This is a genomic window from Shewanella baltica, assembly GCF_900456975.1.
GTDB classification, from domain to species: Bacteria; Pseudomonadota; Gammaproteobacteria; order Enterobacterales; family Shewanellaceae; genus Shewanella; species Shewanella baltica.
The window spans coordinates 2,268,940-2,284,014 of sequence record NZ_UGYM01000002.1; the positions used below are offsets into that span (position 1 = coordinate 2,268,940).

Here is a 15,075-nt window from a genome sequence, read left to right on the forward strand (position 1 = left end):
TTACTCCTTGATTATAGAGGGATAACCAGCATTGGTGGTCGCTTGAACCAATGCGGCGGCATGGGTTTTATCATCGTCAAAGTTCACTACAGCTTCTTTCTGCTCATAACTCACCTCGACACTAGACACGCCATCCACCCTAGAAAGCGCTTTTTTGACAGTGATTGGGCACATGGCGCAGTTCATAGTGGGCAGGTCCAGAGTGATGGATTGAGGTTTTGCTAATAGAGTAGGACTCATCGTTAGCAGCATAAATAACAGGGCTATTATTTTCATAGGAAATTCTCCGTTAGTAGGTATTGACACGATCAAGCGACTAAAGGGATCCAGACACTGCTGGTGACGAGGAATAGAGCGATTAATGCTATGAGCCAGAAAATCAGCTGGCGACGTTTGCGTACAGATGGGATGGCGCAAGCCGTGCCTGGTTCGCAGACGGTTGTGGGGCGATAGAGCTTCCAGCCCGCCCAACCGAATAACACCAATACAGCGATGATGAACAACGGGCGATAGGGTTCGAGTCGAGTCAGGTTGCCAATCCAGGCACCACCGATCCCCAGTGTCAACAGGAGAAAGGGGCCGACGCAACATAGACTGGCACCTATGGCGGCGGCAATACCGCCGAACAAGGGTAGGTTATGATCATTCTTCTGCATCGTTGACTCCAGATAATCTACTTCAGTGGAGTCAGTTTAATTGCCGTACTAGAGTACGGAGTCAAGTGATGTTAGCGATCTTTTTTATTTTCTGGCAACAGGGACTCGATAATAGGGCAATGGGCTTGGCCAGCGTTGGCGGCGCATTGATTCAATAAATCGTCAAGGGCAGACTCTAAGCGAAATAAGTCATTAATTTTGCAGCGCACATTCGTCAGCTTATTTTTTGCCAATTCCTGTACTTGGTCGCAATGTTCATCACCCAAGGACAAGAGGTTTGCAATTTCTTCCAAAGTGAATCCTAATTCTTTGGATCGCTTGATAAACGTGATCAGCTTTAAGCTAGCTTCTGGGTAGCGGCGATAACCCACGCTTGGCTTGTTAGGTTGCTCGATCAGACCACGCCGCTCGTAATAGCGAACGGTCTCAACACTGACGCCTGCCGATTTGGCAAATTGACTGATTGAATACATAGTTGATTTACTCTCCTAGACTGTACACAAGCATTTGAATCAACAGACGTTGATTCAAAAACGCTTTAGCACCTAACGTAAGTATCAATGGGTAACAAACCACCGTTAGCCATTGTGCTTTTGTCGGTATGCGTCCGCCCCTTGTCCCAGATACAATTTCAATAATCGCTCCGGAGCCTTAGGTAAATCCACGCTTAATAATAATCCCGGTGTATCGGCAAAATTAGGGTCAATACCGACGCAATAGAACCGAGCTCCGAGTTGGTGGTATTGCTTTACCAGTACAGGCAAACCTTTGCCATCGGGTTCAATTTGCTTAACTAATAATTCCAACACTTCAATATCGTTAGGATGATTAGCCAAGTAATGCTGAATATCAGCAGGAACCTTTAGATCGAATGGTTTTTTAGCCTTTACCTGTGGCGATGATGTCACCAGAAATTGTTCAATTAATATTACGCTCAAAGGGGTGTATTGCTTACTCAATGACACAGTGCCGTATAAGGTTCGGTAGCGAGGGAATTTACATACAAAAGCACCAATCCCTTTGAATAGTAAAAGTAACCCATGAAAGCTCCGTTGATGACTAGCGATCACAAATGAACGGCCCATTTCAAGACATGGTTGAACTTGATTGATAAATTCGCCGCTGAAGTCGAACATACGACTTAAATACAATGGTGCAATATCACCCCGTGCCATTAAGTTATCGGTTTGGCCCATACGATAAGCCCCGATGATCGCCTTGGTTTGACTGTCATACACAAATAGATGTGTGTAAGTGTCATCGAACGCATCACCATCTTGAGGTAGACCACTGCCTTCATCAAATAACCTAAAATTCTCTTCACGCAGGCGCCTAATCTCTTCGATAACTAATGGGCATTGTGCTCTTGATGCGTAATAGACCTCAAAATGCTTATACCGGAGCAGGTATTGCTCATGTGGTAATTGGCTTATCTCAGCCTGCAAATTTTCAGCTAATTGAGGAGATGCCAAGGGTAGTAGCACTGGAGTTTGATAAGTTGACCATTGGTATTGATACTCTGGGGCCTGCAAATATGTCAGTAAACGGGCAATGTCAGTTGTCATTTGGACTTTCTCTAAAAAAGGGGGAAATGAAATGGGTTGACCTAAGGTGATCTCAACGATTCGGCCTTTGCTTTTGAGCATTTCTTTGATTAGCAGTAGCATTCTGAAACGAAAGTAAATTTTCCCCATTAAATAGAACAAATTGCTATTTTGCCCCGAGATAAAGCACGGGATTATCGGGGCTTTCGTATTGGCGGCAAGCGACCCCACCATACGATTCCATTGATGATCAGTCACTTGATCATCGCAATTGGGATAGCTAACTCGGCCAGCAGGAAAGAGTACTAAGAGCCCCCCTTTGTCCAAATGCGCCTTACAAGTCCTTAATGACTGGGCATTGCCCTTTGCTCCTGATGCTAGGGGATTAGTAAATATAAAAAAATCAGCTAATTCAGGAATAATTTTCAATGCTTGATTAGCAAGTATTTTGACATCGTTCCTGCTTGAAGATAATAAGGAAGCGATAATAACGCCTTCAATGCCACCATAAGGATGATTAGCAACGACAATCGCAGCACCACTTTGTGGAATACGCATAGGTAGATCTAACGGTGACTTAATCTCCAACTCAAAAACTTCCACGAAACGAGCTGCGAAGGCTTCTTTTGTTAATCCCTTTAATGCGGAATTCTCATACAGGCGATTTAGTTGGCTAATACCTAAAAGATGATCGAGTCCAGTTATGCATAACTTAGTCAACAAAGTGCTTTTGGGAAAAAGATTATTAAGACTCAGCTGCGGCATACATCATATATCCTGTTGTAAAATTTACACATCATTCAGGTAAAGCTTCATATTTTAGTGGCGGACAGAGTATTCACTTTTTGGTGTAAAAATACTAAAAAATCAGCGGACTGAAGTGGCTTACTGTAGTGGTAACCTTGAATAACATCACATTGATACTGATTTAATATCTCGAGCTGCTCACTATATTCGACTCCCTCGGCAATAATTTCTAATGATAAGTTCTTCGCAAGCTGACAGATGCTCAATACTATCGATTGTGCAGAGAGATCTACATGAAGATGCTTGATAAATGATTGATCTATCTTTAATTTGTCCACAGGAAATTGCCGTAAGTAAGCCAAGGACGAGTAACCCGTGCCAAAGTCATCAATGGCAAGTGATACGCCAATCTTCTTCAATTCATTTAGCACCTGGTGGCTAGTAATGTGATTGCCCATCATCATACCTTCGGTAATTTCAAGCTCTAATGTATGGGGCGGGATATGGTAATACGCTAACAGTTCAGCAACTTGCGTGACAAAGCCCGGTTGGATAAATTGCCTTGGAGAAATATTGACAGCCAAACAAAATGAACTATGCCCCATTGCTTGCCATGCAGCTAAGTTTTTACAGGCTTGCTCTAAAATCCACTTTCCCAACGGCAAGATAAAACCACTCTGCTCAGCTAAGGGAATAAACTCAGCGGGCGATATGACTCCCATATCAGAGTGCCAACGGATCAAACATTCAGCGCCAATAAGTTGCTCAGTTTTCAAGTGCATTTGAGGTTGAAATACTAGCTCAAACTCATCACTACCAATCGCATTAACTAAACGTTTGTTTAAATCCTGCTTACGTTTGTGTAATGAGCCAAGCTGATGGTCAAAATAATTCACAGTAGGCAGTTGCTGATTATTATCGATAGCAATTTGAGCGTGTAGCAGTAAGTCATTTGCATTTTTACTACATCGAGGATACTCAGTAACCCCAAATTGCATTGAAATCAGCATTTCGCCAAGAGGGGTATTAATCGTCTTATCAAAGTGATTTTCTATATTGGATAAGAAATTTTTTAGGCTTTCAGAGCTATTTACATCTTCGATTAACATGATAAAGCTCGCATCGGCAATATGAAATAACTCAGCCTTACCATTAAGAGATTTTTTTGTTTCAGCAAATAATATCCCAAGCTGATAAGCAACGCTGCAAATGACGTCGGTGGCACCAGAAAGGCCAAAATCTCCGACCAATTTTGAGTAGTGAGCCACTTCAACAAGGACTAAACTGAATGATACTTGTGCTTCAAAGAGAATATCGACACTCAAAAAAAAACTTGCTCTATTTTTTAAGCCTGATAAATCATGATGATATGCTTTGTAATGAAGATTTTTTTCAGCTACCTTTTGTTCCGTAATATCCTGCATGTGGATATCAAAAGTATGTTGATCTTTCAGCCAGTGTATTTCATAAGTTAGAAATGCATTATTCACATGATGTTGAAAAGTTTGTACTGGCGGGACATTGTTCTTTGTCGCTTCAAGCTGTAATTTAATTTCACTGGCAAGTAGTGCCAGTGGTGTCTCGGGCAATTTTAACGTCCGAAGTAGGATGATCGTAGCCGGATTATGGTAAAGCACTTCTAACGCACTGTTTAATGTCAGTACTGGGTTAGGATTTCGCTGTGGAAACATAGCCAAACGTTCATTAGAAATGCTTAATTCAATATAATTTCTAATGTAACGGCCCAATACAATCGAAATTCCAAAGAGCCCCACACTGAAAATAATTACACTCCATGCCGTAGTGGAGAGCTGTTGTTTTGTAGCACTGTAGCCTTCCGCTACATGATGGTTCACATTAAACATCAGCATATTAAGCTGAGGGTCCATCAAGCGCCTTTGATCTGTGACCTTTTCAAGTTGCTCCCGAGCCAAATCCCAATCAATATTGCCACTAGACATGTTTAGATGAAATGCTTGGCTAAATAGCTGAATTACTTTCAATTCATTCATTAAATCGATCTGAATACTAAGATCAGTATTAACATTTCTAAGTAATTCAATTTTTTGATATAAAATCTGATTACGCGAGAGAAAATTATTGATGTAAAGCTCTGGTTTAATGGTGGCGTAGTATTCGTAGAGTATGCGTTCTTGCTCACTCAAATCCAGAGCGATGTCTCGAGCAAGACTTAAGCTTGGCAACTGCTTCTCAACTAAAGTTGTTGCCGTTTGTTTGACATTCTCCATTCCACTATAGACAAACCATGCCAAACCAAGACCTATCATCGCTACAAGTCCGTAGAGGAAAAATGACAGGAATTGAAGCCGTTTAACTCGATTAGCCATATTAAAATCCATGTAAAAATTAGTGGCAGCAATCACGATGGAAAGTGTAGCGAATACCAGTAGCAATCTTGCCCATAGTCACATTAAATGACTAATATGGGACTGGCTCTAATAAATCAAAACATACAACTAACTTAACGTAATTCAATAACGTGGAAATCCGCCATGCCGTCGATAGAAAAAACGCTTTTGCAACAGCTTCAAACTAATCTACTTGCAATAATCAGTCTCATCGTCGCTCTGAGTAGTCTTAGCTACAACACTTGGCGTAATGAACAAACCGAAGCAAATCGAAATCAAAGAACCGCTGCTTTTGAGATGATCCACAAACTCAACGAATTACAAGAGATAACATTCTATTTGCATTACGATAAAGACATCAATAATAAAGGAAATCCTCGAAGAGGTTGGATTACACTTCTAACAATCAAAGATTTAGCTCAGATCATGCAAGATCCCATTCCCGAACAAGCCAAAAATCTTGGTTTCGCTTGGCAAGAAAGCTGGGAATCTCTCGAGAACGACAAATTAAGCTTAGACCGTGTAACTAACGAAATTGACTTACTCCGCCACACCTCACTAAACGTCTTAGCTACGCTAAAGTAGAGCCATCCCTTCGGATATTAAGCTACAAAATAGCGGTTTAAAAAGCGAGTCAGTATCTTCCATAAGGGAATATCTTTTTTAATATTTTTTTTAACATCGCGATTAAGCCCAAGACGTTGCTCACGAATAGTTCGACGCTCATCAGCACGATTTGCTACCTCAGCAAATGAATGCCGTTGCTCAAGTGTCATGCTTGCCATAAAGCTGCGAAAAGGGATCTTTGGTGGCATAGCCGCCGAATTGGTCTTTGGTGTACTACACATAATTTTTCACTCCTAGTCGTGAACTCTTTAGTTAGTTATTAAGACCTCTCTCAAAAGGAAAACCTTTCACATTAATAACACACTTATTGATAATATGAGGTTAAACCTCATCTAAAATGTTGAAATAAAAGCTAATACTTTCTATTGAATTCTTCGAAAAAAAATAATCATGATGACGATAGCACTATACTCATTGAATCTATTCAAAGAATTGATATTGAACAGTCGTTCAGTTGCCTATAGAATCATAGCACAAAGTTTATAAAACACTATAAACTCAATAAGTAAGTGCACTAGCAGCGCTCATATCACAGCGAGCGAACTATTCAGCGGAATTTGATATGCAAAATGATCACCTCAAACTGCGCACTATCCGTTATCAAAAATTGGTCACCTTATACCATGCAGATCTGTTTCGCTTTGCTTATTGGTTGAGTAAAGACAAAAATGCAGCAGAAGAGATCATCCAAGAATCCTATTTGAGGGCTTGGAAATATCTCGATAAGCAACTTGACAAAAATGCAGAAAAATCATGGTTGCTTACTATCGTTAGAAGAGAAAATGCACGTTACTTCAGTAGGAAAACATTAGATATTGACGATGTAGAGCAGAATGACTTAGTTGATACAAGTTCTCACTCAGTAGAGCAAAATGCAGAATATGAAAATATCAGGAACCAAATCGCACTTCTCGCGCCAGAGTACAGGGAGCCTTTAATCATGCAAGTATTATTAGGGTTTAGTAGTGACGAAATTGCTGTTCAACTGATGTTAACAACCAATACCGTAAACACACGATTATTTCGAGCTCGGGAGCAACTCAAACGCTGCCTTATTAATACAGTAAACTAAATATCGCTACAGCTTTAAAACTCACTATTTTGTGAGTAATTAGCGCATAAAAAAGTTAAATTGATAATAAGAAAAATTTTAATATAATACATCTTCAATGTTAGATTCCCAGCGTTTGCTTTCCAAAGAGCAGAGGAAAGACCACAGCATCATATTCTTAACAACTCCCATATATGACTGTGTACTGGTCAACCAAACAATGTAAACCTTGGTAAATGTGTCAAATAAAAGTGATAAGGCAAGCAGCCTTATCTACAGTAATATTACATATAGTGCGTTTCACGTAGCTAAGCCTTCGTATTAAAAAGCATATAAAATATCGATTCTGCTGCCGGTTCGTGATTTTTTCGGTGGGTAATCACCGCGTTCTTTGCGGTGTTATCCACAAAAAATCAGGGTTCGGTGGCGAGTGGCTTTTCGCTTGAAATGGTAATGAGTGATGGAAAACCGGTAAATAATTTCTGACAGCCGCTTTTGTTGCATAAATCTGGTCAATACCCACAGATTATTGACCACTTGTTGCAGAATACTTGGTAATCTCATGGCAACTGTCTAGATCCACGGTGAACAACTCCTAGACAGCCAGCCCCCGCAAGGGGGCGTTCCATCTTTATAAACGCCAAGAGACGCAAATGACTATTAAGTGTAGCAGCTTGCACACATAATCCCTTCGGCGCGATTACATCCGCCAAACTGGGCTCACATTAATTGATAATAAGCGGTGCCGCCGACTCACATTAATTGCCAATGGGCGCAGATTAACTAACAACGGGCTTGCATTCATCTTGGCTGCTTTAGAATCTAAACAGAATCCATAATATTGTAGTTTTCAGCTAACACATGAATCAGACTAGGCAAGTCAGATTCACCGCACGGGTAAGGTTTATAGCATTAATTCAAATGGTCTCAGCTTTGAAACAAAAACCGGTAACCTTTGCTTTTGTAAGCAATTTAAAAACTCTGATGCTGTCATCGGGGGATTCTTTAAGCTACGTCTTTGCTGTTGAGCAGCTTTGATACAAGTGCTTGGATCTAACTCAAACATATCGCACAAAAACTCATCTGGATGGATAGCTGATAGTTCAAGTATATTGAGCTCTGATGCAGGAAAATCTTTAAGATTAAACGTTATGATGGCCTCTGCGTGCCCTTTTAAAGCCGCAGCAACCACATGCCTATCATTCATATCAGGAAGTGTTAATCCTTTAATTAACGGCTCATACCCTTCGATAAGGCAATCAGGTACATTTTGATTAATCAGTTGTTTCGTGTGTTCTAACATTACTTCTGCGATGCGTGGATTATTCAACAATACATTACGCATCCATTCATCATGAATCTGCTCAGTCCAGCGAGCCCTAAATAAGCCCGCATTGGCTAAAAACATCAAATAACTACGAAAGTGGTGCGGGATACATGACAAACGCATCAAAAACAACAGTATACGAAGCCATTAGTAACCCATACCCAATTCCTGATCTAATCTGGAAAGCTCATCAAGTGTTGACAAACGCTGGATTTCCAGTTGCTGCTTATATTTTATCACCGCAGAAAATGGCACTTTTCTTCGATTACCGACTCGAGTAAATGGTATTTCACGTGAATCTAATAACTTGATAAATGTTGGCCGTGACATATTCAAAAAGTCAGCACCTTGTTGCGTGGTCATTTCGGCATGGATGGGGGTGATATTAACAGAATTACCCTGTCCCAATTGCGTCAACACTTCAATCATCATTTTCAATACACTAGAAGGTAAAGTGACATCATGCGATTGACCTTGCTTATCAATTACACTTATTTGTTGAGCCTCACCGTTACTTTCAATAACAGCAGATAACTCCTGGCTGCCCAACCGAGCCATTGCGATTTCTTCGGCGTTCGGCAAAGTAGTCATGTTCATAATTCATCTCTCAAATATTGGAAAAATTTGTTTCAACCTACATTATCCGCAATATTCGAAAAAAATCAACATTCGAAATATTCGCAACTGCACAGGATAGCTACTACAGTTGAATCAATCTTGTGTAGAGTGATTCACTGACTCACTTAGGGTATACCCCAAGAAAACTAGCTACATCCCATTGCCAATTGGTTCGCCATATATTGATTTTAAACCCTACTCGCACTAGCATCGTAAACCACATCCTAAAAACACCAAATGAGGCATAATGTTTATTCGGGCCTACCTGCGCGCATCAACAGATGAACAAGATGCCAATCGAGCCAGAAATGAGTTGGTTCAGTTTTCAGAAAGTAAAAATGTTCGCATAGCCAGTTTTTATACTGAGACGCAATCAGGGGCGAAAATTGAACGGCCTGAGCTTGGGCGCTTAATCATGGACTCTCACCCTGGCGATGTTTTACTCATAGAAAAAGTCGATAGATTGTCTCGCCTCCCCTTCGAGCAATGGAAGGTCCTAAAAAGTAAATTGGTAAACGCCAATATTCATATTGTGGTCGTTGACCAGCCAATGACACATGGGATCTTAAGTGGCACAGAAGAACATACCATGATCGCAAAGGTACTGACTGAGTTCATGATTGATTTAGCCGCGGCCATGGCCAGAGATGATTACGAGACAAGAAGAAAGCGACAAGCACAAGGCATCGAAAAGGCCAAAACCTTAGGCAAATACCTTGGGCGTCAGCCTAACCATGGATTGAGGCAAAATATTCGGTTACTACTCGATGAAGGGAAAAGCTGGTCACAAGTGCAGAGTCTGCTTAAATGCAGTCGTTCTACCATTGCCAAGGCAGCTAAATTGAATGAGCTAAAAACCGATGAATCAATTCTCTAAAGATTTGATTCATTCTAAGGCAAAAAAAAGCCCCGTTGGAAGGAAGATACGGGGCGAAATGGGTCTGTTTTGAGGTCAGCGTGAATCAGTCTGGTACAGAGTGATTCACAGGCTCATTTTTAGACAAAGCCAAGTTAAAGCTATGGCTCTAACTTGGCGCATTCAGATTTGAAAAAATAAGCTTAACTCGATACAGTCAACTTCGCTTAGCGAAGTAATAACAAGGGAACATGACTTTTACTGATCATCCTAGTGGTATTGCTCCCGACAAAAAACTCCCTAATCCGCGAGTGCCCATAGGCCCCCATCACCATAAGATCAATTTGATGTTCAGCTTGATAGCTTGCGAGTGCCGCTTGCACCTCTCCTTGGCAAACAGCGGTAATTACATTAAAGTTTGCTCCATGAAGAGCATCTGCAACTAATCCTAATTCAGCCGTAGCCAGTGTTTGATTGTCTGACACCATGACAACATGACACTCAAGTCCTCTTAGTAACGGACTACTGGCAACGCAATTTAGCGCGGTTTTAGCCGTTGGACTGCCATCATAGGCGATCATAAATCGCTTTGGCGTTTGAAATTCAGCCATCACCACTAAAATAGGTTGTTTCAGCGTGCGAATGACACTTTCAAGGTGGCTGCCAATAGCCTGTGCTTGATCTTGATGTTGTTCACCTTGACGCCCCATCACAACCAATCTGGCTTTACACTCTTGCTCTAACAAAGTTTCAACCAAGTCGCCATGGCGCTGCAAGGTTTCAATCTCAATTGCTGGTGCGGAATCAATAAGACGAGTTCGCGCATCTTGCAACAGATATTTGCCCTGCTCAAGCGCCAATTTACTTCGACGAGCCTCAAGTTCTACCATCTCATTAAGCAAGTGTTCTCGCGTACCTAGGCCAATATTTCCCGACAGATTTGATTCTGTTGGATAAGTTGATTTATCCAATACATGCAATAATGTCACTGGCGCATCAAGTTGATTTGCAGCCCAGCGACTAGCATCACATACGGCAAGTGTCGCTTTTGAACCGTCAATACAGGCAATCACATTTGTCATCGTTATTTTCCTTTTTACTGTGTTGCTAGAGAATTAGTGACCAGACATCATTTTTTCGATTTCTTCTGGCTTATCATGCACCCCAAATTTATCGACTATGGTGGCACTGGCTTCATTTAGGCCAATCAACTCGACCTCAGTCCCCTCACGGCGGAATTTAATCACTACCTTGTCGAGGGCCGATACCGCGGTAATATCCCAAAAATGCGCTTGAGATAAGTCGATAGTCACTTTATCAACCACTTCCCTAAAATCGAATGAATTACTGAACTTATCTGCCGAGGCAAAAAAGACTTGCCCAATAACCTGATAATGGCGACCAGTGTCGGCAGCCGTCGTTGCACTCTTAACCACCATAAAACGGCCCACTTTATTAGCAAAGAACAGAGATGCGAGTAACACCCCTACAAATACCCCCATTGCTAAGTTATGAGTAGCGACCACCACAGCAACGGTCGCCACCATCACAAGATTGGTCGACATTGGGTGATGCTTAAGGTTACGTATGGAATCCCAAGAGAAAGTACCGATAGACACCATGATCATCACGGCAACCAGTGCCGCCATAGGAATAAGCTTTAACCACTCACCTAAAAACACCACCATCACAAGTAAAAAAACACCCGCAGCGAAAGCTGATAAACGTCCTCTGCCACCCGATTTAATGTTGATGATTGACTGACCAATCATGGCACAACCTGCCATACCGCCCATTAACCCCGCGCCGATATTGGCAATACCTTGGCCCTTACACTCGCGGTTCTTATCGCTTTGGGTATCGGTTAAGTCATCGACTATGGTGGCGGTCATCATAGATTCCAGCAAACCCACCACGGCAAGGCCGGCCGAGTATGGGAAGATGATCACCAGAGTTTCAAGGGTCAATGGTACTTCAGGCCAGAGGAAAATAGGCAAAGTATCAGGCAGTTGTCCCATGTCGCCGACAGTACGAATATCTAACCCCATATAAACCGCAAACAGCGTTAATCCGACAATACACACGAGAGGCGAAGGTAAGGATTTACCAATCACAGGGATGAGTGGGAATAAGTAGATAATGCCAAGACCTGCAATCGTCATCGCATATACGTGCCAAGTCACATTGGTCAGCTCGGGCAACTGGGCCATAAAGATCAGAATCGCCAGCGCATTCACAAAGCCTGTCACCACAGAGCGGGAGACGAAACGCATCAAGCTACCGAGTTTTAAGTAACCCGCAGCAATTTGCAGTACACCGGTTAATAGGGTCGCCGCAAGTAAATACTCGAGGCCGTGTTCCTTCACTAAGGTCACCATCAACAGCGCCATAGCACCCGTTGCGGCAGAGATCATGCCAGGACGACCACCTGTAAACGCGATAACCACAGCGATACAGAATGAAGCATACAGGCCGACCTTAGGATCGACACCTGCAATAATAGAAAAGGCAATAGCCTCAGGGATTAACGCCAGCGCTACTACAATACCGGCTAACAGATCTCCACGTATATTGGAGAACCACTCTTTTTTCATGGTTTGTATCATGTTACTCACTCTGATTGAAATTTAATCATATATCCCAATAGCCTATGCCAACGCTTGACAGAAATGTCAGCGCATCGCCAATAAGGTTTTATGCGTCAAGGTGACGAAATGCAATTGGGATTATGGGGTACAGCAAAACAACTACCGAGATGGTAGCCACTATGAACGGATCATAACGATCCAAGCAGGAAGGGTTGAACTAATGCGGCTTAAAGCTCATCACCAATAAATAACCTTGTTAGTATGAGTAAACTCAGATTTGAAGAAATTGAATACTGTTGCGCACTCGGAGATAAACATGCTCAACCGTAGACATTTGCTAATAGCGTCCAAAGTATAAAGATTTTTTGATCAAAATCAAAGTAAGTGACCGGAAATGAGTATTGGAAGTGAACAAACTTTAAGGACTGATCTGACGGTGCCGCATTACGAAAATTTGGTCAACTTGATCGTGCTATGTTATCGAGCACACTGCTCTACTTACAAAATTTGGATCAGTGAATCAGACTAGGCAAGTCTGATTCATTGAACACTCTGTCTTAGAGTTATTCACTGGCACTATTCGAGATAAACCGACCATTTGAAAATATAATGGTTAACGCTCGCTGTCAGATAGCAAATCCTATCTAGGATTGTTAGCAATTTTTACTATTAAACGCCTCGAGTAGCTCAGCTAAACCACAACCCATACAATTCTCCGGCATAACCCAAGTTTCTGTGTCTGAATAATAAATAGCATAAGTTGATGGAAGAGATTCGACGGTTATGGGCAATGCGAAAGAAGAATCTTCCTCAGGCCGTTCCGTATATACAACTTTCCAAGCTACGATGGGGTTCAGGTCTATTTCCGTGACGGCATTGTTATCTTCAAAAATAGGTTCAGCTACGTACGCAGGGCGATGATTCGGAACGATTACTACCATTTCTTTCATGATTATTTCCCTTTTTTGGACAATGTAAGGTCAACTAGATTGCAACGCCCTCGAGAGGGCGAAATTATGAGCGTTTTAGGTGCATGTGGCTTACTATGTTTTTAATCATTTCCTTCGATACCAACCACCCCTGAATAGAATTGTGACCTATTTGGTACCTTTAAACACATTCTCCATACAATGTAAGTGTTCTAGAGTTTTTCTGTTCTTTAACAGAAACTTATAATGGTTTTGAAGAGTGTATGAATGAGTATTGTCTGCTTCAGTGCTAACATCAATCCTCCAATATTTCGCAATGAAATAAAACAGAACTGCTTTTACATTTATGATCAATTCATCACTGTCATCATCTATGCCAAATTCAATTCGAGTAGCTGCTTTATTTGATTCACTGAGTGTCGGATGCAATTCTAAATGAATAGGAGTGGTAATATGCCAATCAGCATCTTTTTCCAATCTTTCATGTATATCAGCAACTAAAGCAGACTCCTCGACAGACTGTAGGCGAGCAAAGTCAAAACACTTAAATTCATTAGCGCCAGCGATATCGCCACGATGGTAAGCCCGAAACATCCAGGACATTCCATCAAAAAAAATAGCTGTTGGAAAAAGAATTCTAGGCGCATGGTTCGAGCTAGAGCCAGAACGATAACAACAGATAACACCCGAATTATTACAAATTGCTCTGGAAATTTTACTTACTAATGTTACATCAAGTTTTTTTGGGGACACTCCTATTCTCTCGTATGGGACTATAGGACTATCTTGTAACTTGTTTTTATTAAATCCATTACCAAGCATCCCGAGTGCAGTTTCGGAATCGAGTTCAACAAGGGGTTCAAAGCATTCAACGTTGATAACGTTTTTCCCAGCTTTACGATCATAAAACACATTTTTTGATCGATGCTCTCTATATTTACCTACTAGGTTTGAGACCGCGGCATCTTTTAACCCAAAAAATGCTGTTAAATCTGAACGACTAAAACTCCCCTTAAATTGAAGCAGAAAGTCGATGTATGCCAATCTCTCTGCAACTTGAATCCCCTCTTTCTCCACTATGTGGCTAAATTTATATATATTTTTCAAGAGCATTTCTCCAAGCACTTAAGAATTATCTTCATCAATCATACCGACAAAATACCTCATCGCAAAGACACTATCAACAGCCCCCAAAAACACTTGATCTAGCTGCCAAGTATGATTATTATACGTGGTAGGTCGCATTTTAATCAATAGCACTATATGCAGGTATGAATGCGATCAAAAACACTAAATGTAGATATTGATTTGTAATGGAGGTGCCATATGGCTACTAATGGAACATCGGGTGATAACCGTCGTCATGGAGCGGTGCGAAATAGATCTCAAACTCAAACTCCAAGCGGACATTGGGTTAAGCGAGATTCAGAGACGGGGCAGTTCATTGATGTGAAGACATCTGACAAAACACCATTTAAAGGTGTTAGAAAAGAAAAATAGGCAATAGAAAATCTATTGCCTATCTTCGTGAAACGTGAAATCAAGTATTTACTAGATACTGATTTTTGGGCATTAAGTTGGAGGGCTCACGCCTCAAAGTTATGCCATTACATCCAGCCAGATGTCTTAAAAGCATAACTATTGTCGTTTCACATTACAAGAGCACCCTCCCTAATTGATTAGGAGGACTAAGCATGAATAAGCAAAAATCAGTTCATGTGACGACCTATCCACGCTATCGCTATGGGCGCTGGGAGCAAGTC

At 41.4% G+C, this 15,075-nt stretch carries 16 protein-coding genes; 4 read left to right on the forward strand and 12 right to left on the reverse strand.

Translation table 11 applies throughout. The features are described 5' to 3' along the window. The 5 genes from merP to DYH48_RS10170 form a co-directional block, all read right to left on the reverse strand. Complete coding sequence (merP, locus tag DYH48_RS10150) at positions 1-276, reverse strand: mercury resistance system periplasmic binding protein MerP (protein ID WP_115334683.1); 276 nt, start codon at positions 274-276, stop codon at positions 1-3. Between the two features lie 32 nt (positions 277-308). Continuing rightward, positions 309-656 carry a mercuric transporter MerT family protein gene (locus DYH48_RS10155; RefSeq protein WP_115334684.1) on the reverse strand — a complete coding sequence of 116 codons (348 nt, stop codon included), beginning with the start codon at positions 654-656 and terminating at the stop codon, positions 309-311. A gap of 71 nt (positions 657-727) precedes the next feature. After that, positions 728-1,129, reverse strand: a complete 402-nt coding sequence (gene merR / locus DYH48_RS10160; RefSeq protein ID WP_115334685.1) for a mercury resistance transcriptional regulator MerR — start codon at positions 1,127-1,129, stop codon at positions 728-730. Positions 1,130-1,234: 105 nt separating this feature from the next. Beyond that, positions 1,235-2,965, reverse strand: a complete 1,731-nt coding sequence (locus tag DYH48_RS10165) for a bifunctional lysophospholipid acyltransferase family protein/GNAT family N-acetyltransferase (protein WP_115334686.1) — start codon at positions 2,963-2,965, stop codon at positions 1,235-1,237. A 47-nt stretch (positions 2,966-3,012) separates the two neighbouring features. Beyond that, complete coding sequence (locus DYH48_RS10170) at positions 3,013-5,295, reverse strand: putative bifunctional diguanylate cyclase/phosphodiesterase (RefSeq protein ID WP_172481177.1); 2,283 nt, start codon at positions 5,293-5,295, stop codon at positions 3,013-3,015. A gap of 165 nt (positions 5,296-5,460) precedes the next feature. On the opposite strand from DYH48_RS10170, the gene DYH48_RS10175 reads away from it, so the two are divergent. After that, positions 5,461-5,901, forward strand: coding sequence for a hypothetical protein (locus DYH48_RS10175; protein WP_174919112.1), 441 nt, complete (start codon positions 5,461-5,463; stop codon positions 5,899-5,901). 17 nt (positions 5,902-5,918) lie between these two features. On the opposite strand, the gene DYH48_RS10180 is transcribed toward DYH48_RS10175, so the two are convergent. Then, the gene (locus DYH48_RS10180; protein WP_115334688.1) at positions 5,919-6,164 is read right to left on the reverse strand and encodes a hypothetical protein; all 246 of its coding nucleotides are present in this window, start codon (positions 6,162-6,164) and stop codon (positions 5,919-5,921) included. Between the two features lie 341 nt (positions 6,165-6,505). Between DYH48_RS10180 and DYH48_RS10185 the strand changes: the two genes are divergently transcribed. Then, on the forward strand, positions 6,506-7,015 hold the full coding sequence (locus tag DYH48_RS10185; protein WP_115334689.1) for a sigma-70 family RNA polymerase sigma factor: 510 nt from the start codon (positions 6,506-6,508) through the stop codon (positions 7,013-7,015). 883 nt (positions 7,016-7,898) lie between these two features. Here the strand turns inward: DYH48_RS10185 and DYH48_RS10190 are convergent. Together DYH48_RS10190 and DYH48_RS10195 are read right to left on the reverse strand one after the other, a co-directional pair. Beyond that, a complete protein-coding gene (locus tag DYH48_RS10190) occupies positions 7,899-8,402 on the reverse strand; it encodes a PIN domain-containing protein (RefSeq protein WP_256613044.1) in 504 nt (167 codons plus the stop codon). A 66-nt stretch (positions 8,403-8,468) separates the two neighbouring features. Next, on the reverse strand, positions 8,469-8,918 hold the full coding sequence (locus DYH48_RS10195; protein ID WP_011839999.1) for a helix-turn-helix domain-containing protein: 450 nt from the start codon (positions 8,916-8,918) through the stop codon (positions 8,469-8,471). 268 nt (positions 8,919-9,186) lie between these two features. On the opposite strand from DYH48_RS10195, the gene DYH48_RS10200 reads away from it, so the two are divergent. Continuing rightward, complete coding sequence (locus DYH48_RS10200) at positions 9,187-9,816, forward strand: recombinase family protein (protein ID WP_115334690.1); 630 nt, start codon at positions 9,187-9,189, stop codon at positions 9,814-9,816. A 206-nt stretch (positions 9,817-10,022) separates the two neighbouring features. On the opposite strand, the gene DYH48_RS10205 is transcribed toward DYH48_RS10200, so the two are convergent. The 4 genes from DYH48_RS10205 to DYH48_RS10220 all read right to left on the reverse strand — a co-directional run bounded on the left by DYH48_RS10205 (position 10,023) and on the right by DYH48_RS10220 (position 14,419). Next, positions 10,023-10,877, reverse strand: a complete 855-nt coding sequence (locus DYH48_RS10205) for a universal stress protein (protein ID WP_115334691.1) — start codon at positions 10,875-10,877, stop codon at positions 10,023-10,025. A gap of 33 nt (positions 10,878-10,910) precedes the next feature. Further along, positions 10,911-12,401 (reverse strand): SulP family inorganic anion transporter, encoded by a 1,491-nt coding sequence (locus tag DYH48_RS10210; protein ID WP_115334692.1) that lies wholly within the window; start codon positions 12,399-12,401, stop codon positions 10,911-10,913. A gap of 635 nt (positions 12,402-13,036) precedes the next feature. Next, on the reverse strand, positions 13,037-13,333 hold the full coding sequence (locus DYH48_RS10215; RefSeq protein WP_115334693.1) for a hypothetical protein: 297 nt from the start codon (positions 13,331-13,333) through the stop codon (positions 13,037-13,039). 147 nt (positions 13,334-13,480) lie between these two features. Next, positions 13,481-14,419 (reverse strand): BrxR family helix-turn-helix transcriptional regulator, encoded by a 939-nt coding sequence (locus DYH48_RS10220; protein WP_147287772.1) that lies wholly within the window; start codon positions 14,417-14,419, stop codon positions 13,481-13,483. 219 nt (positions 14,420-14,638) lie between these two features. On the opposite strand from DYH48_RS10220, the gene DYH48_RS23690 reads away from it, so the two are divergent. Then, on the forward strand, positions 14,639-14,812 hold the full coding sequence (locus DYH48_RS23690; protein ID WP_172481178.1) for a hypothetical protein: 174 nt from the start codon (positions 14,639-14,641) through the stop codon (positions 14,810-14,812). The last annotated feature ends 263 nt before the right edge of the window (positions 14,813-15,075 follow it).

Coding starts and splice junctions, on each gene's coding strand:
- merP (WP_115334683.1), bottom strand. CDS start 276: ATGAAAATAATAGCCCTGTTATTTATGCTGCTAACGATGAGTCCTACT.
- DYH48_RS10155 (WP_115334684.1), bottom strand. CDS start 656: ATGCAGAAGAATGATCATAACCTACCCTTGTTCGGCGGTATTGCCGCC.
- merR (WP_115334685.1), bottom strand. CDS start 1,129: ATGTATTCAATCAGTCAATTTGCCAAATCGGCAGGCGTCAGTGTTGAG.
- DYH48_RS10165 (WP_115334686.1), bottom strand. CDS start 2,965: ATGCCGCAGCTGAGTCTTAATAATCTTTTTCCCAAAAGCACTTTGTTG.
- DYH48_RS10170 (WP_172481177.1), bottom strand. CDS start 5,295: ATGGCTAATCGAGTTAAACGGCTTCAATTCCTGTCATTTTTCCTCTAC.
- DYH48_RS10175 (WP_174919112.1), top strand. CDS start 5,461: ATGCCGTCGATAGAAAAAACGCTTTTGCAACAGCTTCAAACTAATCTA.
- DYH48_RS10180 (WP_115334688.1), bottom strand. CDS start 6,164: ATGTGTAGTACACCAAAGACCAATTCGGCGGCTATGCCACCAAAGATC.
- DYH48_RS10185 (WP_115334689.1), top strand. CDS start 6,506: ATGCAAAATGATCACCTCAAACTGCGCACTATCCGTTATCAAAAATTG.
- DYH48_RS10190 (WP_256613044.1), bottom strand. CDS start 8,402: ATGTTTTTAGCCAATGCGGGCTTATTTAGGGCTCGCTGGACTGAGCAG.
- DYH48_RS10195 (WP_011839999.1), bottom strand. CDS start 8,918: ATGAACATGACTACTTTGCCGAACGCCGAAGAAATCGCAATGGCTCGG.
- DYH48_RS10200 (WP_115334690.1), top strand. CDS start 9,187: ATGTTTATTCGGGCCTACCTGCGCGCATCAACAGATGAACAAGATGCC.
- DYH48_RS10205 (WP_115334691.1), bottom strand. CDS start 10,877: ATGACAAATGTGATTGCCTGTATTGACGGTTCAAAAGCGACACTTGCC.
- DYH48_RS10210 (WP_115334692.1), bottom strand. CDS start 12,401: ATGATACAAACCATGAAAAAAGAGTGGTTCTCCAATATACGTGGAGAT.
- DYH48_RS10215 (WP_115334693.1), bottom strand. CDS start 13,333: ATGAAAGAAATGGTAGTAATCGTTCCGAATCATCGCCCTGCGTACGTA.
- DYH48_RS23690 (WP_172481178.1), top strand. CDS start 14,639: ATGGCTACTAATGGAACATCGGGTGATAACCGTCGTCATGGAGCGGTG.